20 protein-coding genes are annotated in these 19702 nt (G+C 70.1%); 9 read left to right on the plus strand and 11 right to left on the minus strand.

What is annotated here, in order from left to right; genetic code table 11:
- Nucleotides 1-44 precede the first annotated feature (44 nt).
- Nucleotides 45-2048, plus strand: a complete 2004-nt coding sequence (locus tag L0C25_RS06610; protein WP_271635652.1) for a HelD family protein — start codon at nt 45-47, stop codon at nt 2046-2048.
- Nucleotides 2045-2608, plus strand: a complete 564-nt coding sequence (locus tag L0C25_RS06615; RefSeq protein WP_271635653.1) for an HD domain-containing protein — start codon at nt 2045-2047, stop codon at nt 2606-2608. Before L0C25_RS06610 ends, L0C25_RS06615 begins: the two co-directional genes overlap by 4 nt.
- A 127-nt stretch (nt 2609-2735) precedes the next feature.
- On the opposite strand, the gene L0C25_RS06620 is transcribed toward L0C25_RS06615, so the two are convergent.
- Entirely contained in the window at nt 2736-2996 is a 261-nt protein-coding gene (locus L0C25_RS06620) for a DUF4031 domain-containing protein (RefSeq protein WP_271635654.1), read from the minus strand.
- A gap of 50 nt (nt 2997-3046) precedes the next feature.
- Between L0C25_RS06620 and L0C25_RS06625 the strand changes: the two genes are divergently transcribed.
- Nucleotides 3047-3397 carry a hypothetical protein gene (locus L0C25_RS06625; protein ID WP_271635655.1) on the plus strand — a complete coding sequence of 117 codons (351 nt, stop codon included), beginning with the start codon at nt 3047-3049 and terminating at the stop codon, nt 3395-3397.
- Here the strand turns inward: L0C25_RS06625 and L0C25_RS06630 are convergent.
- On the minus strand, nt 3394-4569 hold the full coding sequence (locus L0C25_RS06630; protein WP_271635656.1) for a 4-hydroxybenzoate 3-monooxygenase: 1176 nt from the start codon (nt 4567-4569) through the stop codon (nt 3394-3396). The genes L0C25_RS06625 and L0C25_RS06630 overlap by 4 nt on opposite strands.
- Nucleotides 4570-4704: 135 nt before the next feature.
- Between L0C25_RS06630 and L0C25_RS06635 the strand changes: the two genes are divergently transcribed.
- Nucleotides 4705-5145 (plus strand): carboxymuconolactone decarboxylase family protein, encoded by a 441-nt coding sequence (locus L0C25_RS06635; RefSeq protein WP_271635657.1) that lies wholly within the window; start codon nt 4705-4707, stop codon nt 5143-5145.
- Nucleotides 5097-5978, plus strand: a complete 882-nt coding sequence (gene sigJ / locus L0C25_RS06640) for an RNA polymerase sigma factor SigJ (RefSeq protein ID WP_271635658.1) — start codon at nt 5097-5099, stop codon at nt 5976-5978. Before L0C25_RS06635 ends, sigJ begins: the two co-directional genes overlap by 49 nt.
- Nucleotides 5979-6081: 103 nt before the next feature.
- Here sigJ and L0C25_RS06645 read toward each other — a convergent pair whose 3' ends face one another.
- The gene (locus L0C25_RS06645; RefSeq protein WP_271635659.1) at nt 6082-6828 is read right to left on the minus strand and encodes an IclR family transcriptional regulator; all 747 of its coding nucleotides are present in this window, start codon (nt 6826-6828) and stop codon (nt 6082-6084) included.
- A gap of 67 nt (nt 6829-6895) precedes the next feature.
- On the opposite strand from L0C25_RS06645, the gene pcaH reads away from it, so the two are divergent.
- The 4 genes from pcaH to pcaDC are packed head-to-tail and all read left to right on the plus strand — an operon-like array spanning nt 6896 to nt 10621.
- Nucleotides 6896-7687, plus strand: a complete 792-nt coding sequence (pcaH, locus tag L0C25_RS06650; RefSeq protein WP_271635660.1) for a protocatechuate 3,4-dioxygenase subunit beta — start codon at nt 6896-6898, stop codon at nt 7685-7687.
- Nucleotides 7684-8238 carry a protocatechuate 3,4-dioxygenase subunit alpha gene (pcaG, locus tag L0C25_RS06655; protein ID WP_271635661.1) on the plus strand — a complete coding sequence of 185 codons (555 nt, stop codon included), beginning with the start codon at nt 7684-7686 and terminating at the stop codon, nt 8236-8238. Before pcaH ends, pcaG begins: the two co-directional genes overlap by 4 nt.
- On the plus strand, nt 8235-9452 hold the full coding sequence (locus L0C25_RS06660; protein ID WP_271635662.1) for a lyase family protein: 1218 nt from the start codon (nt 8235-8237) through the stop codon (nt 9450-9452). Before pcaG ends, L0C25_RS06660 begins: the two co-directional genes overlap by 4 nt.
- Nucleotides 9449-10621, plus strand: a complete 1173-nt coding sequence (gene pcaDC / locus L0C25_RS24300; RefSeq protein WP_271635663.1) for a bifunctional 3-oxoadipate enol-lactonase/4-carboxymuconolactone decarboxylase PcaDC — start codon at nt 9449-9451, stop codon at nt 10619-10621. The genes L0C25_RS06660 and pcaDC overlap by 4 nt, the downstream gene beginning before the upstream one ends.
- A 192-nt stretch (nt 10622-10813) precedes the next feature.
- Here the strand turns inward: pcaDC and L0C25_RS06670 are convergent, their stop codons facing one another.
- From L0C25_RS06670 to L0C25_RS06705, 8 genes are all read right to left on the minus strand, one after another.
- Nucleotides 10814-11494 (minus strand): 3-oxoacid CoA-transferase subunit B, encoded by a 681-nt coding sequence (locus L0C25_RS06670; protein WP_271635664.1) that lies wholly within the window; start codon nt 11492-11494, stop codon nt 10814-10816.
- Entirely contained in the window at nt 11491-12174 is a 684-nt protein-coding gene (locus tag L0C25_RS06675) for a 3-oxoacid CoA-transferase subunit A (protein WP_271635665.1), read from the minus strand. The genes L0C25_RS06670 and L0C25_RS06675 overlap by 4 nt, the downstream gene beginning before the upstream one ends.
- Nucleotides 12171-13349 carry a thiolase family protein gene (locus L0C25_RS06680; RefSeq protein ID WP_271635666.1) on the minus strand — a complete coding sequence of 393 codons (1179 nt, stop codon included), beginning with the start codon at nt 13347-13349 and terminating at the stop codon, nt 12171-12173. The genes L0C25_RS06675 and L0C25_RS06680 overlap by 4 nt, the downstream gene beginning before the upstream one ends.
- A 225-nt stretch (nt 13350-13574) precedes the next feature.
- Nucleotides 13575-14714 carry a GAF domain-containing protein gene (locus L0C25_RS06685; RefSeq protein ID WP_271635667.1) on the minus strand — a complete coding sequence of 380 codons (1140 nt, stop codon included), beginning with the start codon at nt 14712-14714 and terminating at the stop codon, nt 13575-13577.
- 115 nt (nt 14715-14829) lie between these two features.
- On the minus strand, nt 14830-15522 hold the full coding sequence (locus L0C25_RS06690; RefSeq protein WP_271635668.1) for an SRPBCC family protein: 693 nt from the start codon (nt 15520-15522) through the stop codon (nt 14830-14832).
- Nucleotides 15523-15561: 39 nt separating this feature from the next.
- Nucleotides 15562-16410 (minus strand): FAD binding domain-containing protein, encoded by an 849-nt coding sequence (locus L0C25_RS06695; RefSeq protein WP_271635669.1) that lies wholly within the window; start codon nt 16408-16410, stop codon nt 15562-15564.
- On the minus strand, nt 16407-18791 hold the full coding sequence (locus tag L0C25_RS06700) for a xanthine dehydrogenase family protein molybdopterin-binding subunit (RefSeq protein ID WP_271635670.1): 2385 nt from the start codon (nt 18789-18791) through the stop codon (nt 16407-16409). The genes L0C25_RS06695 and L0C25_RS06700 overlap by 4 nt, the downstream gene beginning before the upstream one ends.
- The gene (locus L0C25_RS06705; protein ID WP_271635671.1) at nt 18788-19285 is read right to left on the minus strand and encodes a (2Fe-2S)-binding protein; all 498 of its coding nucleotides are present in this window, start codon (nt 19283-19285) and stop codon (nt 18788-18790) included. The genes L0C25_RS06700 and L0C25_RS06705 overlap by 4 nt, the downstream gene beginning before the upstream one ends.
- Between the last annotated feature and the right edge of the window lie 417 nt (nt 19286-19702).

Below are 19702 nucleotides of genomic sequence, written 5' to 3' on the forward strand. Positions count from 1 at the left end.
GAAACCCGGGTGCGTACGCGCGCCCGACCCGGCAGAATGCCCCGGTGGGCGACTTACCCGATCCCGAGCTCGCATCCGAACGAAACCATCTCCAAGACTCCCGCAAGCGCCTCGCGCAGATGCGCGCGAAGGTCGAGGGACTCAGCGCCATCGGCGGCGACGCCGTCTCGACCGAATACCTCAAGGCCGCACTGTGGCAGCGGATGCGCGCCCTCGAGGATGACCCGACCGTGCCGCTGTTCTTCGGGCGGCTCGACTACACCGCTGCCAACGAGCGGCTGTACATCGGCCGTCGGCACGTGACCGACGACATCGGCGACCCGATGGTGATCGACTGGCGCGCGTCGATGTCTCGGCCGTTCTACCGGGCCAGCAAGCAGGAGCCGATGGGCGTCGGGTTGCGGCGCCGGTTCGGATTCGACCACGGCGAGCTGACGGCGTACGAGGACGAGCACCTCGACCGCGGCGACGACGGCGTGACCGGGCAGATCCTGCGCGACGAGATCGAACGCCCGCGCGCCGGCCCGATGCGCGACATCGTCGCCACGATCCAGCCCGAGCAGGACGACATCGTGCGGTCCGACATTTCCACCTCGGTATGCGTCCAAGGGGCTCCCGGCACCGGCAAGACCGCCGTCGGGTTGCACCGCGCGGCGTACCTCCTCTACGCGTTCCGCGACCAGCTCTCCCGCCAGGGTGTGCTCGTCGTCGGACCCAACGCATCGTTCCTGCGCTACATCGGTGACGTGCTGCCTGCGCTGGGCGAGATCGAGGCGACCCAGACGACGGTTCCGGACCTGGTCGGTCGCGTTCGCATCCGCGGCGTCGACGCGCCGGCGGCCGCCGCCGTGAAGACCGATGCCCGCATGGCCGAGGTGATCGCCGAGGCGTGCTGGTCGCATCTGCGACCTCCTCAGGACGCACTCGTCGTGCCGCGCGGTTCACGACGCTGGCGCGTGCCGGCGTACGAGGTCGGCGAGATGCTCGACGAGCTGCGTGCCCGAGGTGTCCGGTACGCCGCCGGTCGTTCGATGCTCGCGCAACGCATCGCGCATGCCGTACTCCTCAAGATGGAGGCCGCAGGCGACTCCCCCGACGACCGCGTCCAAGACGCCGTCGCGCGCTCGGCGCCGGTACGTAAGTACGTCGACGCCACGTGGCCGAGACTGCAGCCGGAGAAGGTCGTTCATCGGTTGCTCAGCGAACCCCAGTTCCTCGAGCGCTGCGCCGCCGACGTACTCACCGCCGACGAACGAGCGACCGTCATCTGGTCGAAGCCGCCGAGGTCGGCGGGTGTGGCGCGCTGGACGGTGCACGATGCGGTGCTGATCGACGAGGCCGCCGACGTCATCGACCGTACGCCGAGCCGCGGGCACGTCGTGCTCGACGAGGCGCAAGACCTGTCGCCGATGATGCTGCGCGCCGTCGGGCGGCGGGCGAGCACCGGCTCGGTGACGGTGCTCGGCGACCTCGCGCAGGCGACGACCCCGTGGGGATCCCGCGACTGGGCGACGTCGCTCGCCCATCTCGGCAAGCGCGACACGGTCGTCGACGAGCTCTCCCAAGGCTTCCGCGTACCCTCGGACGTGATCGGTTTCGCCGCCCGGCTGCTTCCGCAGATCGCTCCCGATCTCGCGCCGCCCACGTCGGTACGCGAGGCATCCGGATCCCTCGTGGCTCTCGCGGGCGACGACGCGTACGTGCTTGCGTGCGACGCCGTGGCGCGGCTCATCGACGAGTTGGGGTCGGTCGGGGTTATCGTCGCCGATGCCCAGCACGACGCGATGGCTAAAGCGCTCGACGCTCACTCCCTCACGTACAGCCGCATCGGCGCCGACGACGACATGTCCGCACACGTCGACCTGGTGCCGGCGAGCCTCGTCAAGGGCCTGGAGTTCGACCATGTCGTACTCGTCGAGCCGCAGGCCGTCGTCGACGACGAGGACGACCACGTGACGGGGCTCCGCCGGCTGTACGTCTGCCTGACCCGTGCGGTGACGTCGCTGACCGTCACGCACGCGCGGCCGCTTCCGGAGCTGCTCCGATGAGCGGCTGGCAGGCAGGACTCGAGCGCCGGTGGTCGGAGCCGCACCGCCATCACCACGACCGTACGCATCTCGCCGACGTGCTCGCGGCACTCGACGAGCTGGCGGCCGGCGGCGAGCCGTTCGACGCCGAGGTCGTACGTACGGCGGCATGGTTCCATGACGCGGTGTACGACCCGCGCGCCGATGACAACGAGGAGCGCTCGGCCGAACTCGCGCTCGAGCTGCTGCCCTCGGACGAGAATCCCAGCGAGGTCGCCCGGCTCGTACGCATCACCCGAACCCATGCGGCCGATGCCGGCGACTCGAACGCCGCCGCCCTGTGCGATGCCGACCTCTCCGTGCTCGCATCCGACCGCGAGCGCTATGACCGATACGCCGACAACGTGCGTCGCGAGTACGCCCACGTACCCGACGCCGACTTCCATGCCGGCCGAGCGGCAATCCTCGTGGGGTTCCTCGAGCGCGCCGCACTGTTCACGACCGCGACCGGCCGCGCGCGCTGGGAGTCGCCCGCCCGCGCCAACCTCGACCGAGAGATCGCCACCCTCCGCTCACGGTGAGGAGAGGATTCCGGCCCTCTCGCGAGAGAATCGCGTACGCGCCGCGGCCGGGATCCTCTCCTCGCGGGGCCGGGATCCTCTCCTCGCGGGGCCGGGATCCTCTCCTCGCGGGGCCGGGATCCTCTCCTCAGCGGTGTTTGCGGCGGCGTAGGCCCGACTCGACGAGCGCGTGGACGAGCACCTTGCTCGAAACCGGTGTCGCCCCCGCCGCGACGACGGCATCGAACAGCCGGTCCGGCACGTCGTAGTGGTCGCGCTCGAACAGCCGCTCCGGAAGGCCCTGCTCCTGCGCAAATGCATGCAGCTCGGCGTACGACGCCGTGCTGACCAGATGCGACCACAACCGCCCGTGCCCGGGCCACGACGGCGGATCGATCAGGATCGTCATCGGCTGCCTCCGCCCACTCGTACCTGCGCCTACGATGCCAGACTGGTCCAATGCCGGCCGACGCGTTCGACATCGCGCGCGCGTGCGCGCTCCGCGACCTGTGCGCGAGCGGGCACGACGACGCGCGTACGGTCTCGCTGCTCGACCAGGTCGTGGCCGATCGACGCTGGTGGGTCGACGAATGGCCCGACGGTGCAGCGTTCCTGCCCGGGCTGGTGGCTCAGGACCTCCAAGACGCGCTGCACGACCGCGGCGTGCGCTGGCCGCAGTGCACCGCGTGCGAGACCGACGCAGTGCACTGTCTGCAGGTCGATCCCCCGCTCGACGCCGACCCGTCGTGGGTCTGCGACGAGGCCGGCATCGTCGTCGCTGCGATCGGCGCGCTCGGTACGACGGACTAGAAGCCGATCGGTAGGCCGGCGTAGTTCTCCGCGAGTCCGGCGGCGCCGGCGCCGCTCGTCGTCACCCAGCGCAGCTGCGACTGCTGGAGCGCCGCATCGAACGGGTCGCCGCTCTGATGCAGCATCGTCGTCATCCACCACGAGAAGTGCGTACACCTCCAGACACGTCGGAGCGCGGTCTCGGAGTACGCGTCGGCGAGCCGGGGATCGTTCTTGCGAAGCATCGCGACGAGCGCCGGCGCCAGCAGCGCGACGTCCGCGACCGCGAGGTTGAGACCCTTCGCGCCGGTGGGTGGCACGATGTGCGCGGCATCGCCGGCCAGGAACAGCCGGCCGTGCCGCATCGGCTCCGACACGTGGCTACGCATCGGGAGCACGGACTTCTCGGCGATCGGTCCGCGCTGGAGCTCCCAGCCGTCCTGCCCGTGCCCCAGCCGGGCAGCGAGCGCGTCCCAGATCCGCGCGTCCGACCAGTCGTCGATGCTTGCGCCGGCGTCGACCTGCAGGTAGAGACGGCTCACCGTGGCCGAGCGCATCGAGTGCAACGCGAAGCCATCGGGATGCCAGGCATAGATCAGCTCGTCGGTCGAGGGCGCGACATCCGCGAGCACTCCCAGCCAGGCGTACGGGTACACGCGCTCCCACGTACGGCGAACGCGTTCGGGCACCGCCGAGCGGCACGGGCCGAACGAACCGTCGCAGCCCACCACGACGTCGGCGTCGAGCCGCTGGTCGACACCCGCGGAGTCGCGGTACGTCACGTACGGATGCTCGGTCTCGATGTCGTGCACGGCAGTGTCGCTGATCTCGTACGCGAACTGCTGACCGTGCGCGTCCCGCGCGGCGCCGAGGTCGCGGGTCAGGTCGGTCTGCCCGTATACCCACACGCTGCGCCCCACGAGATCGACGAAGTCGAGATGGTGTCGTTCGTGCGGCCACTGCAGGTAGATGCCGCGATGCTCGTCGCCCGCGGCGTGCACCCGGTTTCCGAGCCCCACAGCGTCGAGCAGGTCGACCGTCGAGCTCTCCAGGATGCCGGCCCGGATACGCGCCTCCACGTACGCGCGGGAGCGCCGCTCGACGACAACCGAGTCGACTCCCTCGACGCCGAGGAGCTGGGACAGCAACAGCCCGGCCGGACCCGCGCCGACGATGGCGACCTGCGTACGCATGCCGCCAGTGAATCGCCTGGCAGGTCAGACCCGCCACGTCCGACTTCCGCTGGGTGAAACGTCGGCCACGGCTGTCACGGAATCGTGTCTCGCGTTCGTCATAGCCGTCGAGACACCATCAACGGAGGAGAAATCGTGAACCAACGCCTCAAGTTCGCCGAGACGGCGCCCGAAGCGTACGCGACCGTGCTCGGGCTGGAGAAGTACAACCGGCGCTCGGTCGACCCGATCGTCTACGAGCTGGTCAAGATCAGGGCCTCGATCCTCAACGGCTGCTCGTTGTGCGTCGACATGCACACCCACGAGGCGATGGAGGCGGGCGAGACGCCGCAGCGGCTGTTCGGCCTCGGCGCCTGGCACGACGCACCGTTCTACACAGAGAAGGAGCGGGCAGCGCTCGCGCTCACCGAGGCGGTCACCAAGCTCGGCGACCACGGCGTGCCGGACGACGTGTGGGACCAGGCCGCCGCCGTATGGGACGAGAAGGAGATCGCCGACCTGTTGACGGCGATTGCGACAATCAACGTGTGGAACCGGCTGATGATCTCGACCCAGACGCCGCCACCGCTGCGTTGACCACGGTGACCTGGGCGGCCGAGCGTCCGCGCCTGCTGACGCTCGGCTACCGCATGCTCGGCTCGTGGCACGACGCCGAAGACATCGTCCAGGACGCCTGGCTGCGCTGGGCGGCCGCCGATCGCACCGACATCGAGTCACCCACCGCGTACCTGACGACCATGGTGACCCGGCTCGCGATCGACCGGCTCCGCGCCCGCCAGCGCAGCCTGGAGGCGTACGTCGGCCCGTGGCTCCCCGAGCCGGTCGCGACGGACCGGCTTCCCGACGACCTCGCGGGCGATGCCGACTCGCTGTCGCTCGCGACGCTGCACCTGATGGAGCGCCTCACGCCGCCCGAGCGCGCCGTGTACGTGCTGCGCGAGGGGTTCGCGTACTCCTTCCGCGAGATCGGCACGATCCTCGACCGGACCGAGCCGGGCGTACGCCAGCTCTTCAAACGGGCGCGGCAGCGGATCGGCGACAAGCCGCGGTTCCAGGCCGATCCCGCCGAGCACGAGCGCCTGCTGCGGGCGGTGATGGACGCGTCGCGCGCGGGCGATGTCGACGAGCTCGAACGCGAGCTGCACGACCAGGTCGTGCTCTGGTCGGACGGCGGCGGCAAGGCCGCGGCCGCGCTCAAACCGATCGTCGGACCCGCCAAGGTCGCCCGCTTCCTCGCGGGGGTGTACGGCCGGCGTCCGGCCGAGTTCGAGCTCGTCGAGCTCAACGGCCTGCCCGCACTCGAGATCACGGCCCGCAACGGTACGCGGATCATGGCGCTCGACCTGGTCGATGGCGCGGTCGCCGGCGTCTACATGGTCGCCAACCCCGACAAGCTCGCGTACGTATAGCCGCTCGTCAGCGGGTGCCTTGCATCGCGAGCGTCCGCTCGGCACGGCGGCGTCACAGTGCAGAGCGGACGTTTACCATGCTTACATGGTAAACGTCGGCCCGTCAGATGCTGCGGCCGATGCCGTGTGCAGCGACCTGCAGCGCCGCGACCAACCGCGGGCGGTCACGGCTGAGGTTCGCCACGACGATGCCGAGCGCGGCCACGACGACGTCGCGTCCGTCGCGAATGGGTACCGCGACCGAGCACGCCCCGAGGCTCATCTCCTCGCTGGTCTGCGCGAAGCCGTCTCGACGTACGCGGCGCAACTGGTCACGCAGCCGGCCGGGTTGGGTGACCGTGTACGGCGTGACATGCCTCAGATCGGCGAGCACCTCGTCGACGAGGCCCGGCGGCGCGTACGCGAGCAGCACCTTGCCAACTCCCGTTGCGTACAACGGCAGTCGCGAACCCACCTGGCTCACTACGGGGACCGACGAGTGGCCCGCGTGGCGGTCGACGTACAGGGCCTCGGTGCCGTCACGCACGGCGAGATGCACCGTCGCAAGCGTCGCACCGTAAAGGTCGTGCAGGAACGGCGACGCCACCTCGCGGAGCCCGGACTGTACGGGCGCGAGCAGGCCGATGTCCCAGAGCCGTCGCCCGACGACGTACGCGCCGTCCGGCTGACGTACCAGCGCGCCCCACTGCGCGAGCTCACCCACCAGGCGGTGGGCGGTCGGCAGCGGGAGGTCGGCCCGGCGCGCGATCTCGCTGAGCGCCAGTCGTCGGTGCTCGGAGTCGTAAGCCCCGAGCACGGCCAGCACCCGCGACGCGACGCTCACGCCGGTGCGTGCGCTGTTGCCGGCCATTCCGCGCCTTCCGTTCAGTGAAAGTCCACTATCGCACTCGGTCGTCGAACGGCCTACCGTGCCTGGGGTGAACGAGACCTCGGCACCCGTCGCATCCTCGGACGCCGCTACCGCGACGCAGATCGAGATCAGCGACGAGATCGGCGGCATCGTCCGGGCGTACGAAACGCAGACGGCCGTCGAGTCCGCTCCGCGGCTCGACTATCCGCCGTACCGCAGCAGCATCCTGCGCCATCCGACCAAGGACCTGCGCCACGCCGACCCCGAAGCCGTGGAGCGGTACGGTCCGGTGTTCGGCGAACACGAGATCGACCCGCTGGAGTCGGACCTCACCGTGCAGCACGACGGTGAGCCGATCGGCGAGCGCATCGTCGTCACCGGACGCGTGACCGACGGCGACGGCCGACCGGTCGCGGGGCAGCTGGTCGAGGTCTGGCAGGCCAACGCCGCGGGCCGCTACATACACAAGCGCGACCAGCATCCCGCTCCGGTCGACCCGCATTTCACCGGCGCCGGCCGCTGCCTGACCGCGCGCGACGGCTCGTACCGCTTCACGACGATCAAGCCCGGGCCGTACCCGTGGAAGAACCACCACAATGCCTGGCGTCCCGCGCACATTCACTTCTCGCTGTTCGGCACCGATTTCACCCAGCGCTTGGTGACCCAGATGTACTTCCCGGGCGACCCGCTGTTCGCCCTCGACCCGATCTACCAGTCGATCGTCGACCCGAGCGCTCGCGACCGACTCGTCGCGACGTACGACCACGGGGTCACCCAGCACGAGTGGGCGACGGGCTATCGCTGGGACATCGTGCTGTCGGGCGGGACGCGTACGTGGACCGAGCAGGACGAGCGGTGAGCGCGCCGACCCCCGGTCAGACGGTCGGGCCGTTCTTCGGATACGCCCTGCCGTACGGCGGCGGCAACCTGCTCGTGCCGCGCGACCGTCCGGACGCGATCCGCCTGCACGGCCGGGTGATCGACGGCGCAGGCGAGCCCGTACCCGATGCGTTGGTGGAAGTCTGGCAACCCGACAACGACGGCCGGGTGATACGCGAGGCGGGGTCGCTGCGACGCGACGGGCGTACGTTCACGGGCTGGGGCCGGGCGGCGACGGCCGCAGACGGCGAGTACGAGTTCACGACCGTCGAGCCGGGCAGCGCGGAGCCCGGTCGCGCGGCGTTCTTCGCGATCACCGTGTTCGCCCGTGGGCTGCTCGACCGGCTCTTCACCCGCGCGTACCTCCCCGATCAGCGTTCGCTCGCGTCGGACCCCCTGCTCGCCGGGCTGCCCGAGGCGCGGCAGGCGTCGCTGATCGCGACCCGTGACGCGGGCGGGTTTCGTTTCGACATCGTGCTGCAGGGTACGAACGAGACCGTGTTCCTCGACCTCGCCGGAGACCGCTCGTGAGCGACCTGTTCTGGCCGGGCGACGAGCGGGCCGGCGACGCGATGAGCGAGACGGCGCTGCTGCAGGCGATGGTTCGCGTCGAGGCCGCGTGGCTCGCCACCCTTGCCGACGCGGGCATCGCCGAGACCACCGCCGACCTCGGCGGCCTGGTCGGCGAGGCGGATGTGCCCGCCATCGCGGCCGACGCGGAGTCCGCCGCCAACCCGGTGCTCCCGCTGCTGGCGCTGATCCGCGAGCGTCTCGGCGTACGCGACGAGCAAGCAGCGTCCTGGCTGCATCGCGGGCTGACGAGCCAAGACACGCTCGACACCGCAATCGTGCTGTGTCTAAGGGATGTCGGCACTGTCGTACGCCGCGAGCTCGAGCATCAGGTCGGTGCACTTGTCGACCTGACGGAGCGTCACCGCAACGACGTGATGGCCGGCCGTACGCTCGGCCGGCACGCCGTGCCCGTGACGTTCGGGCTGAAGTCCGCGGGCTGGTTGCAGGGAGTTCTCGATGCGGTCGACGACATCGCCGCCACCGAACGCCTGCCCGCACAGCTCGGTGGGGCCGCCGGAACCCTCGCTGCGTCAACGGCGCTCGCATCCGATGCAGGCCTGGGTGACGCCGCGCGCTCCGCGCAAGGTCTCGCCATGCAGTGTGCATCGCGGCTCGGCCTGGCCGCTCGTCCGCCGTGGCACACCAATCGGGCCCCCATCACCAGGGTCGGTGACGCGCTGGTGGGCTGCACCGATGCGTGGGGGCACATCGCGAACGACGTCCTGTCGCTGTCTCGACCGGAGGTCGGCGAGGTGACGGAGCCCGCTGGGCGCGGCGCATCGTCGACGATGCCGCACAAACAGAACCCCGTGCTGTCGACGCTGATCCGGCGTGCCGCGCTGGCGGCGCCGACGGATGCCGCGCGCCTGCACCTCGCCGCTGCCGACACGCACGACGAGCGACCGACCGGCGGCTGGCACCTGGAGTGGGCAACTCTTCGAAGCCTCGCCCGGCACGCGGTCACGGCGTCGAGCCAGACCACCGAACTGCTCACCGGACTACACGTCGACGCCGCCCGTATGCGTACCAACGCCGAGGGCGCGGCCGATGCGCTGCTCTCCGAACGCGACGCGTTCTCGAGCAAGACCGGCCCCGTCGACTCGTACCTCGGTGCCACCGACCTCGTCATCGGCGCGGCACTCGACCGAGCTCGCCGGATGCAGACCCGATGAGCTCCCCGGATATCGCCGCGGTCCAGCTCGGCGGGAGCCCGGACCTGCCGCTGCTCGTGTGCGGACCCGCGCTCGGGACCTCGGCGACTGCGCTGTGGTCGGCGTGTGCCGAGCGCCTCGCGGATGCGTTCCACGTCGTCGCGTGGGACCTGCCCGGCCACGGGCGGAGCCCTGCTCCGAGCGAGACGTTCGACATCGCCTCGCTGACGGCCGGCGTCCTGGAGCGGATCGACCGGGTACTCGACGAGCGCGGGGACCCGGGCGCGGCGTTCGTGTACGCGGGCGACTCGACGGGTGGCGCGGTCGGCCTTCAGCTCCTGCTCGAACATCCCACGCGCGTACGCGCGGCGGCGTTGCTGTGCACGGGTGCACGCCTGGGCGAGCCCGACGGCTGGCGCGAGCGCGCCGAGCTGGTTCGGACGGCGGGCACACCGGCGGTCGTCGAGCTCTCGGCGAAGCGCTGGTTCGCTCCGGGCTTCCTGGAGCGACGGCCCGCGGTAGGTGGGGCTCTGCTGCACGCGCTGCAGTCGACGGACGCCGCCGGTTATGCGGGCGTGTGCGACGTGCTGGCGGCGTTCGACGTACGCGAGCGACTGCCCGCTGTCGGATCGCCCGTGCTCGCGATCGCGGGTGCCGATGACGTGGCGACCCCGCCCCCGATGCTGCGCGAGATCGCAGACGGCGTACCCGATGGGCGGCTGGTCGTTCTCGACCGGGTCGCGCATGTCGCTCCGGCCGAGGCGCCCGACGAGGTCGCCCAGCTGATCCGCGAGTTGTCCGGGGCCGATCGGTCTCCGTCCCGGACGAAGGTTCGCGCCGCCGGCATGGAGGTACGCCGGGCGGTGCTCGGCGACGCGCACGTCGATCGCGCCGTAGCGGGCACGACCGAGTTCAGCCGCGACTTCCAGGAGCTGATCACCGAGTACGCGTGGGGATCGATCTGGACGCGACCCGGGTTGGACCGGCGAATGAGGTCGGCGATCACACTGACGGCGCTCGTTGCCGGCGGACACCACGACGAGCTCGCGATGCACGTGCGCGCGGCGCGTACCAACGGGCTCGGCGTCGACGAGATCAAGGAGGTACTGCTGCAGTCGGCGATCTACTGCGGCGTGCCCGCCGCGAACTCCGCATTCCGGATCGCTGCGGACGTACTCGCCGAAGGGTGAGAAGAGGGTTGGTCGACATGCCTTGCGTACCTACACGTTCTGGTCCGTCAGGGCTCTTCCGGTACAGCGCCTACCCGATGGCGGTCGCCCTGACGAACCAGAACCTATGCGCCGCGGTGGTCGACGTTCGTTCCTGCAGCATTGATACCCGATCGCCGTGGCAGAGGTTTCCGGTTGCCCGTCGTTGTGTTCTCACGGCCGACGCGGATGGGTCAGCTCGATCGGGAGCCAGTCGCGGAGGTCGTCGACCGTGCAGCCGTACGTCTCCCGCACCGCGACGCCGGGCTGCCCGATCTCGAACACCGCGTACTCCGTGTAGACCCGGCTGACGCAGCCGAGACCGGTGAGCGGGTACGTGCACTCGGGGACGAGCTTCGCCGTGCCGTCCTTGGCGAACAGCGACATCATCACGAGCACCGAGCGCGCACCGGTCGCGAGGTCCATCGCGCCGCCGACCGCGGGAACCGCGTCGGGTGCACCCGTGTGCCAGTTGGCGAGATCGCCGCCCACCGAGACCTGGTAAGCCCCGAGCACACAGAAGTCGAGGTGCCCGCCGCGCATCATCGCGAAAGAGTCGGCGTGGTGGAAGTACGAGGCGCCGGGGAGCTCCGTCACCGGGATCTTGCCCGCGTTGACGAGGTCGCGGTCGATCTCGTCGCCGCTCGCGTACGGGCCCATGCCGAGCATGCCATTCTCGGTGTGCAGGGTGACACCGGCGTCGGGATCGAGATGGTCGGAGACCTTCGTAGGTTGCCCGATGCCGAGGTTCACGTACGAGCCGCGCGGGATGTCGCCGGCGACCAGTGCCGCCAGCTCGTCGCGCGACAAGGGCGCGCGGTCTGCGCGCTCGATCGTCGGCGTACGAACGTTCACGCGGGCAGCTCCTCGAGAGCGGGCTCGGCGACGACCACCCGGTCGACGTAGATGCCGGGCGTGACGACGGCTTCGGGATCGAGGTCGCCGGTGTCGACCACCCGGGCGACCTGCACGACGGTGAGGTCGGCGGCCGCGGCCATGATCGGCCCGAAGTTGCGCGCGGTCTTGCGGTACACCAGGTTTCCGCTTCGGTCGGCTCGGTGTGCGGCGACCAGCGCGACGTCGCTCTTGATCGGGTACTCCAGCACGTAGTGGCGGCCGTCGATCTCGCGGCTCTCCTTGCCCTCGGCAAGCGGGGTGCCGTAGCCCGTCGGCGTGAAGAAGCCGCCGATGCCGGCGCCGGCCGCACGGATGCGCTCGGCGAGGTTGCCCTGCGGCACGACCTCGAGCTCGACCTTGCCCGCACGGTACAGCTCGTCGAAGACGTACGAGTCGTGCTGCCGTGGAAACGAGCAGATCACCTTGCGTACGCGCCCGGCCGCCAACAGCGCGGCAATGCCGGTGGTGCCGTTGCCGGCATTGTTGTTGACGACGGTGAGGTCCGACGCCCCTTGGCGCAGCAGCGCGTCCAGGAGTGCGTACGGCATGCCGGCGGCGCCGAAGCCGCCGACCAGCACGGTGGCCCCGTCGGCGATGCCGGACACCGCCTGGTCCGGGTCGTCGACCAGGTCGATCACGTCGCTGCCTCGTTCTCGAGCACGACGGCCAGGCCTTGGCCGACGCCGATGCAGATCGCGGCGACTCCCCACCGCCGACCCGTGTGCCTGAGCACGTACGCGAGGGTGCCGAGCACTCGCGCACCCGATGCGCCGAGCGGGTGCCCGATGGCGATGGCCCCGCCCCACTGGTTGACGATGTCGGGGTCGACACCCCAGGCGTCGATGCACGCGAGCGACTGCACGGCGAACGCCTCGTTGAGCTCGACGGCGCCGACGTCGGACCAGCCGATGCCCGCTCGCTCGAGTGCCCTGTTGGCCGCCTCGACGGGCGCGTACCCGAACAGCTGTGGATCGAGCGCCATCGCCCCGCGCCCTGCGACTCTCGCCAGGGGGTCGCGGCGTACGGCATCGGCCGCGCGCTCGGACCCGACGAGTACGCCCGATGCGCCGTCGCTCAGCGGCGACGCGTTGCCGGCGGTGATCGTTCCGTCGGCGCGGAACGACGGTGCAAGGCCGGCGAGCTTGTCGAGGGTGGTGTCGGGGCGGATACCCTCGTCGCGTACGAGACCGGCACCGGGAGCCTCGATCGCGAGGTCGCCGTAGAGGCCCTCGGCCCAGGCCCGGTCGGCGCGCTCGTGCGAGCGGAGCGCGAACTCGTCCTGGCGCTCTCGCGAGATGTCGAACTTCTGCTGCAGCTGCTCGTTGCACTCACCGAGCGATGCGGTCCACTCCGCGGGCATCCGCGGGTTGACCAGACGCCAGCCGAGTGTCGTCGAGACGGCGGTCAGGTCTCCGGCGGGGTACGCGCGCGACGGCTTCGGGAGCACCCAGGGTGCACGCGACATCGACTCGACACCGCCCGCGATGACGAGGTCGGCGTCACCGGTCTCGACGCTGCGCGACGCGAGCATCGCCGCGTCGAGGCTCGAACCGCACAGGCGGTTGACCGTGGACCCGGGGACGCTCGTCGGCAGGCCCGCGAGCAGAGCGGACATCCGCCCGACGTTGCGGTTGTCTTCACCTGCGCCGTTGGCGTTGCCGAAGACAACCTCGTCGATCGCTTCGGGAGAGGCACCACGATCGACGAGCGCAGCGATGACCGCGGCTCCCAGGTCGTCGGGGCGTACGCCTGCGAGGGCACCGCCGAATCGCCCGAACGGCGTCCTGACTGCGTCGTAGACGTACGCCGACATCTGCACTCCCGTTCGTTGAGCGAACGCTTGTCCGCTGAATGAACACTCTAGTGCTGCACGGGCACGCTGTCACGCTCAGGGTTGCACGGGGTTGGTTCGTACCGCCGCGACGCAAGAATTGGCACTTGACCGCCCAGGACCGGTCAAAGGTAGATTCTCTGCACGCCATCGCCGCCGCCGTCACACGTACGGCGCGAACCCCGGCATGCGACGGCGACCGGAAGATCAGCGTCGAGCGACCTGCGCCTGCCCGACCCGCGCCGCGAGCTCCTCCCGGACCGCGACAACGCCCGGCGCCGACGACTGCGGGAGCACCGGGCCCCGGTACGCGGCCTCCGCGGCCTCGACGTCGCCCTCGTCCAGAAGCTCGCGTACGTCGTGGATGTCGGTGCGAAGCTCCGACTCCAGCCGGTACGGCCGCGAGGCCAGCTCCACCGAACCCAGAACCGCGCGCAGCCGCGACATCTCCGCCCTGATCGTCACGGACGCGTGCTCGCGGCCGCTCAGCGCCATCGCCAACTCGTCGCCCGTGAGACCGTCGGGCGCATCGGCGAGGAGCACCAGGATCTCGCTGTGCCGCAGGCTCAGCCGCCGCAGGCGATGACTGTCGTACAGCGTCGCGCAGTGCAGCCCGAGCGTCTCGAGCCGTGACGTCGCCACCGGCTCCGCATCGTAGCCCGTTGGCTCGGTCATGAGCCCCAAGAACCGCAGCTCCGACTCGACGGCCGCGACGGTGGCGCGCACGAGCGAGAGGCTCTGCGCCGAAGCGACCTCGTCGCCGCCCGTCACGTCGAGGACGCCGAGGATCCCGCCGGTCGCAGGATCGTGGATCGGCGCCGCCGAACAACTCCACGGAGTGACCGGGCGAGCGAGGTGCTCGGCACCGAAGATCGCCACGGCGTCGTCGAGCGCGAGCGCTGTGCCGGGGGCATTCGTGCCGACAGCGGCCTCGCTCCAGTCCGCCCCCTCGATGAAATGCATCCCCTCGGCGCGCGAGCGCAGTCCGGCGTGGCCCTCTACCCAGAGCATCCGGCCCTCGTTGTCGCTGACCGCGACCAGGAGTCCGGCGTCGGTCGCGCTGTCGACGAGCAGCTTGCGGATCACCGGCATCATCGCGCCGAGCGGATGCTCACGGCGCAGCGTCTCGAGCGCATCGTCGGCAAGCCGTACGGGGGCCGCCGGTGTCTCCGGGTCGACGCCGTGCCGCAGGCTCCGCCGCCACGAGTCCAGCACGATCGGGCGTACCTGCGGTGTCGACCGGCCGGTGCTGAGGAAGTCGTCGTGCGCCATGTGCAGGAGGCGTCCCCACGCGGCCGGGTCGACGCCGTGCGGGTACGCCGCCACCTGCCGGTCCGGGTACGACATGCCCTTACCGTAGCCGCAACGACGCCTTCCCGGCAGCCGTTCGAGCCGTCAGCTGCAGGCGGCGACAGGTCATCGCCGTCGCACCGATCGGCGAGGGCGGCAGACCGGCGTACGCTCAGCGGCGCCGGATCAGCTTGTAGAGGACGATCGCCACGACCAGTCCGATCACGTACGGCGCCGCACGCTTGGCGATCACCGGGCCGACGGTCGCCGCCAGGTTCAGCTCGGCGGCCTCGGCCTCCGGCTCGGGCGCCCGCGTCGGCGCAGACAGACCCGCGTCCGCGTCCGTATCGACGAGCGGCGTCGTCGCGGTCGCGGCAGTCGCGTCCGGTGCGGCCGCGGTAGCGTCGGCAGGCGCAGACTCCGGCTCGCCCAGCTTCCCGGCGATACAGTCGACGAACTGCCCGAGCAGCTTGTCGCTGACGTCCTGGATGACGCCCCGGCCGAACTGCGCCGGCTTTCCGGTGATCGACAGGTCGGTGTCGACCTCGACGGCGGTGCCGTCGCCGTCGGCCGACATCCGCGCCGTGATGGTCGCCGCGGCCGTACCGTTGCCGCGGCGATCCTTGCCCTTCGCCTCGATGACGGCACGATGCTCGGACTCGTCACGTTCGGTGAACTGCCCGGTGCCGTTGTACTGCAGGGAGATCGGGCCGAGCTTGACCTTCACGCTCCCCTTGAACTCATCGCCCTCGACCGACGCCAGGGTCGCACCCGGAAAACACGGCGCTATGCGCTCGAGGTCGTTGAACGCCGCCCACGTCTCGTCGACGGATGCCGGGACGGTGAACGTGTGTGTGAGCTGCATGGACCTCTCCCCACCTCAGTCATCGCACTGCGTCGCGGGTCACCTGCCCGCAGCCGCCCGCAGTGCGCGTGCTGTTAACACCGTAGCCAGGTGCCGGCGATACGCCGCATCGCCGTTGAGGTCGGTCGGGGGGTTGGTGCCGTCGGCGGCCGATGCCGCGGCCTCGGCGATCGCGTCGATCGCCGCTCCCGCGACGGCCTGCTCGACCGACGAGGCACGCACCGGAGTCGAACCCATGTTGGTCAGCGCGACCCGCGCCTCGGCGATCGTGTCGCCCTCGGTGCGTACGGTCGCGGCCACCCCGACGATCGACCACTGTTGAGCCACCCGGGTGAACTTCTGGTAGTCGGCGCCCCAGCCGGTGTGCTTCGGCACGCGTACGTGGGTGAGGATCTCGTCGTCGCCGACCGCGGTCGTGAAGAGGTCCTCGAAGAAGTCCGCCGCGGCGACGGTACGCGTGCCGCCAGAACCCGCAATGGCGAACTCCGCACCGAGCGCGAGCGCCGGGGCCGGCATGTCACCGGCCGGATCGGCGTGTACGAGCGCGCCGCCGAACGTACCCCGATGCCGTACCTGCGGATCGGCGACGGTGTGCACGGCCTCGGTGATGAGCCGGGCATGCTCGGCGACCAACGGGTCGTTCGCGACGACGTGATGCGGTGTCATCGCACCGATCACGATCGCGTCGCCGTCGTCGCGTACGCCCGAGAGCTCGTCGACCCGCCCGAGATCGATGATCACCTCGGGTGCGGCCATCCGCAGCTTGAGCACCGGAATCAGGCTCTGCCCGCCGGCGAGCACCTTCGCGTCGTCACCTGCCTGCGACAGCAGCGTCAGTGCCTCGTCGACGGACGTGGGTGCGTGGTAGTCGAACTGTGCAGGGATCACTGGTCGTCTCCTGTCGCGCTGGCGCTGGTGCTCGATGCCGCTTGGATCGTCTGCCACACCCGACTCGGGGAGCATGGCATCTCCATATCCGCGACCCCGAGCGGTCGTAGTGCATCGATGACGCCGTTCACGATCGCCGGTGTCGACGCGATGGTGCCCGCCTCACCAACGCCCTTGACCCCGAGGACGTTCGTACTCGACGGCGTCTCCGTGCGCCCGGTCTCGAACGACGGCACGTCGGCGGCGCTGGGCACGAGATAGTCCACGAACGACCCGGTGACGAGCGTGCCCGACTCGTCGTGGACGGCCTCCTCGAACAGCGCCTGCGCGATGCCTTGCACCAGGCCTCCGTGCACCTGGCCGTCGACGATCAGCGGGTTGATCACGTTGCCGATGTCGTCGACGCATACGTACTTACGCAGTTTCACCTCACCGGTCTCCGTGTCGACCTCCATGGCCGCGAGGTGCGTGCCGTGCGGGAACGAGAAGTTCTGCGGGTCGAACGTCGCAGACGAGTCGAGACTCGGTTCCATCCCGTCCGGCAGGTCGTGCGCCGCAAACGTCGCGAGCGCAAGATCGGCGAGGGCGACGCTCTGGTCGGTGCCTTTGACGCCGAGTTTCCCCGAGTCGAACTCGATGTCGTCGGCACTGGCCTCGAGCATGTGCGCAGCGAGCACCTTCGCCTTCTCGATCACCTTGTCGGCCGCGGCGACGATCGCCATGCCGCCGACGGCGAGTGACCTCGAACCGTACGTGTCCATGCCCTTCGCCGAGATCTGGGTGTCACCGTGCAGGACCTCGACGTCCTCGAACGGCACGCCGAGACGGTCGGCCACGATCTGGCTCCACGCGGTCTCGTGGCCCTGCCCGTGCGGGCTGGTACCGGTGACCAGCTCGATCTTGCCGGTCGGCAGCACCCGGATATCGGCGTGCTCCCAGCCGCCCGCACCGTAGCTGAGCGAGCCGAGCACCCGCGACGGCGCCAGGCCGCACATCTCCGTGAACGTGGAGATGCCGATGCCGAGCTGGACCGGATCGCCCGCGTCACGGCGCCGCTGCTGCTCGGCGCGCAGCTCGTCGTACCCGAACATCTCGAGCGCCTTGTCGGTCGCGGCCTCGTAGTTGCCGCTGTCGTACTCGAGCCCTGCGACCGTCGTGAACGGGAACTCCTCATGGGTGATCCAGTTCTTGCGGCGCAGCTCTATCGGGTCCATGTCGAGCTCGGCGGCGAGATCGTCCATCAGACGCTCGACGGCGTACGTCGCCTCTGGCCGGCCCGCACCGCGGTACGCGTCCGTCCACGCCTTGTTGGTGAAGAGCGCGTTGGACTCGAAGCGGTACGCGGGGAACTTGTAGATCGAGTTGAACATGAACGCGCCGAGGACCGGCACTCCCGCCGCGACCAGACCGAGGTACGCGCCCATGTCGGCGAGCAGGTTGACCGCGAGGCCGGTGACCGTGCCGTCGCGGTTCGCCGAGATGCGTAGCCGCTGCACCTGCGCGCGGCCGTGGTGGGCGGCCATCAGTGACTCGCTGCGGGTCTCGGTGTACTTGCAGGGCTTGCCCGTACGCTGCGCCGCGAGCGTGGTGATGAACTCCTCGGGCGTCACCTGCAGCTTGCCCCCGAACCCGCCACCGACGTCGGGCGCGATGACGCGCACCTTGCTCTCGGAGATGCCGAGCGACATCGACAGCATCAACCGCAGGATGTGCGGTACCTGCGTCGCCGACCACATGACAAGCTGCTCGCCGGTCGGGTCGACGACGGTCGATCGAGGCTCCATGAACGACGGGATCAGCCGCTGCTGGTGGTACGTACGCTCCAACACCACCTCGGAGTCACGGGCGGCATCCGAGACGCTGCCGCCAGTGCCGGCCTCCGCCGAGTCGAAGACCCACTTCGAGGAGAGGTTCGTACCGAGGTCGGGATGCGCCAGCACGTCGCCCTCGTACGCACGCTCGAGGTCGAGTACGACCGGGAGCTCGTCGTACTCGACGTCGATGAGCTCGGTGGCGTCACGTGCCTCCGCGGCGGAGCGTGCAATCACGCAGGCGACCACCTCGCCGGCGAAGGCGACCCGGTCGACGGCGATCGCCGGGTGCGGTGGCGCCTTCTGGTCTTCGGTGACCGGCCACGCATTGGGCAGGCTGCCTTGGATCTCGGCGACATCGGCGCCGGCCAACACGGCCACCACTCCGGGTGACCGCTTGGCCTCACCGGCGTCGACGGAGGTGATGCGTGCGTGCGCGAACGGGCTCCGCACCATCGCGATGTGCAGCATGCCGGGCAGGACTATGTTGTCGGTCCAACGGGTGCGGCCGGTGATCAGCCGGCGGTCCTCCTTGCGGCGCCTCGGTGCGCCGATCTCCGTGACGGTCATGCCACCCCCTCGGCCGGTGCGGTGCTGGACTCCTTGGCCGCGGCCTGGACCGCCTTGACGATGTTCTGGTAGCCGGTGCAGCGGCAGAGGTTGCCCTCCAGGCCGTTGCGTACGGTCTCCTCGTCGGGGTCGGGGTGCTCGTTGAGCAGGTCGATCGACTGCATGATCATGCCGGGCGTACAGAATCCGCACTGCAGTGCGTGGCACTCGTGGAACGCCTTCTGTACGGGATGCAGCTCGCCGTCGTGCTCGAGGCCCTCGATCGTGGTGACCTCGTGCCCATCGGCCTGCACCGCGAACATCGTGCACGACTTGACGCTGACGCCGTCGAGATGAACCGTGCACGCGCCGCAGTTCGTCGTGTCGCAGCCGACCACCGTGCCGGTCTTGCCGAGTCGCTCACGCAGATACTGCACCAGCAGCATTCGGGGCTCCACGTCGTCGCTGTAGCGAGCCTGGTCGACGGTGAGATTGATCGTGTGCCGATTAGCCATGCCGGCTCCTTGGGGAGTTCGCCGCTGGGGTGATTCCGTTCTACACCCGTGTGACCCGGGCCACAACGTTGCAGAGACGTTGCAGCGACGTCGCACCAACCCGCTGACGAGGCCCCTCCCCGCACGGTGAGGAGAGAGTTCTGGCCCCCCGAGGAGAGAACCCCGGCCCCCCGAAGAGAGGATCCCGGCCCAGCGAGGAGAGAGTTGTGGCCGCCCGAGGAGAGAACCCCGGCCGTCCGAGGAGAGAGTCCCGGCCCAGCGAGCGGTCAGAACTCTCTCCTCGCGGGGCCACGAGTCTCTCGTCACAGGGCCAGAACTCTCTCCTCACCGTTCAGGGGACGAAGGCTTCGATGACCAGCGGGTGCGTGCGATGCGGTGCCGACGCGAGAGCGGTACGCAGCGCGCCGGTGTCGTACA

Origin of the sequence: Solicola gregarius (assembly GCF_025790165.1) — a bacterium.
Taxonomy (GTDB): domain Bacteria; phylum Actinomycetota; class Actinomycetes; order Propionibacteriales; family Nocardioidaceae; genus Solicola; species Solicola gregarius.

Bases quoted from the DNA above. Each gene is read 5' to 3' on its own strand.
- L0C25_RS06615 (WP_271635653.1), top strand. From the start codon at position 2,045: ATGAGCGGCTGGCAGGCAGGACTCGAGCGCCGGTGGTCGGAGCCGCAC.
- L0C25_RS06620 (WP_271635654.1), bottom strand. From the start codon at position 2,996: ATGACGATCCTGATCGATCCGCCGTCGTGGCCCGGGCACGGGCGGTTG.
- L0C25_RS06625 (WP_271635655.1), top strand. From the start codon at position 3,047: ATGCCGGCCGACGCGTTCGACATCGCGCGCGCGTGCGCGCTCCGCGAC.
- L0C25_RS06630 (WP_271635656.1), bottom strand. From the start codon at position 4,569: ATGCGTACGCAGGTCGCCATCGTCGGCGCGGGTCCGGCCGGGCTGTTG.
- L0C25_RS06645 (WP_271635659.1), bottom strand. From the start codon at position 6,828: ATGGCCGGCAACAGCGCACGCACCGGCGTGAGCGTCGCGTCGCGGGTG.
- pcaDC (WP_271635663.1), top strand. From the start codon at position 9,449: ATGAGCTCCCCGGATATCGCCGCGGTCCAGCTCGGCGGGAGCCCGGAC.
- L0C25_RS06680 (WP_271635666.1), bottom strand. From the start codon at position 13,349: ATGTCGGCGTACGTCTACGACGCAGTCAGGACGCCGTTCGGGCGATTC.
- L0C25_RS06685 (WP_271635667.1), bottom strand. From the start codon at position 14,714: ATGTCGTACCCGGACCGGCAGGTGGCGGCGTACCCGCACGGCGTCGAC.
- L0C25_RS06690 (WP_271635668.1), bottom strand. From the start codon at position 15,522: ATGCAGCTCACACACACGTTCACCGTCCCGGCATCCGTCGACGAGACG.
- L0C25_RS06700 (WP_271635670.1), bottom strand. From the start codon at position 18,791: ATGACCGTCACGGAGATCGGCGCACCGAGGCGCCGCAAGGAGGACCGC.
- L0C25_RS06705 (WP_271635671.1), bottom strand. From the start codon at position 19,285: ATGGCTAATCGGCACACGATCAATCTCACCGTCGACCAGGCTCGCTAC.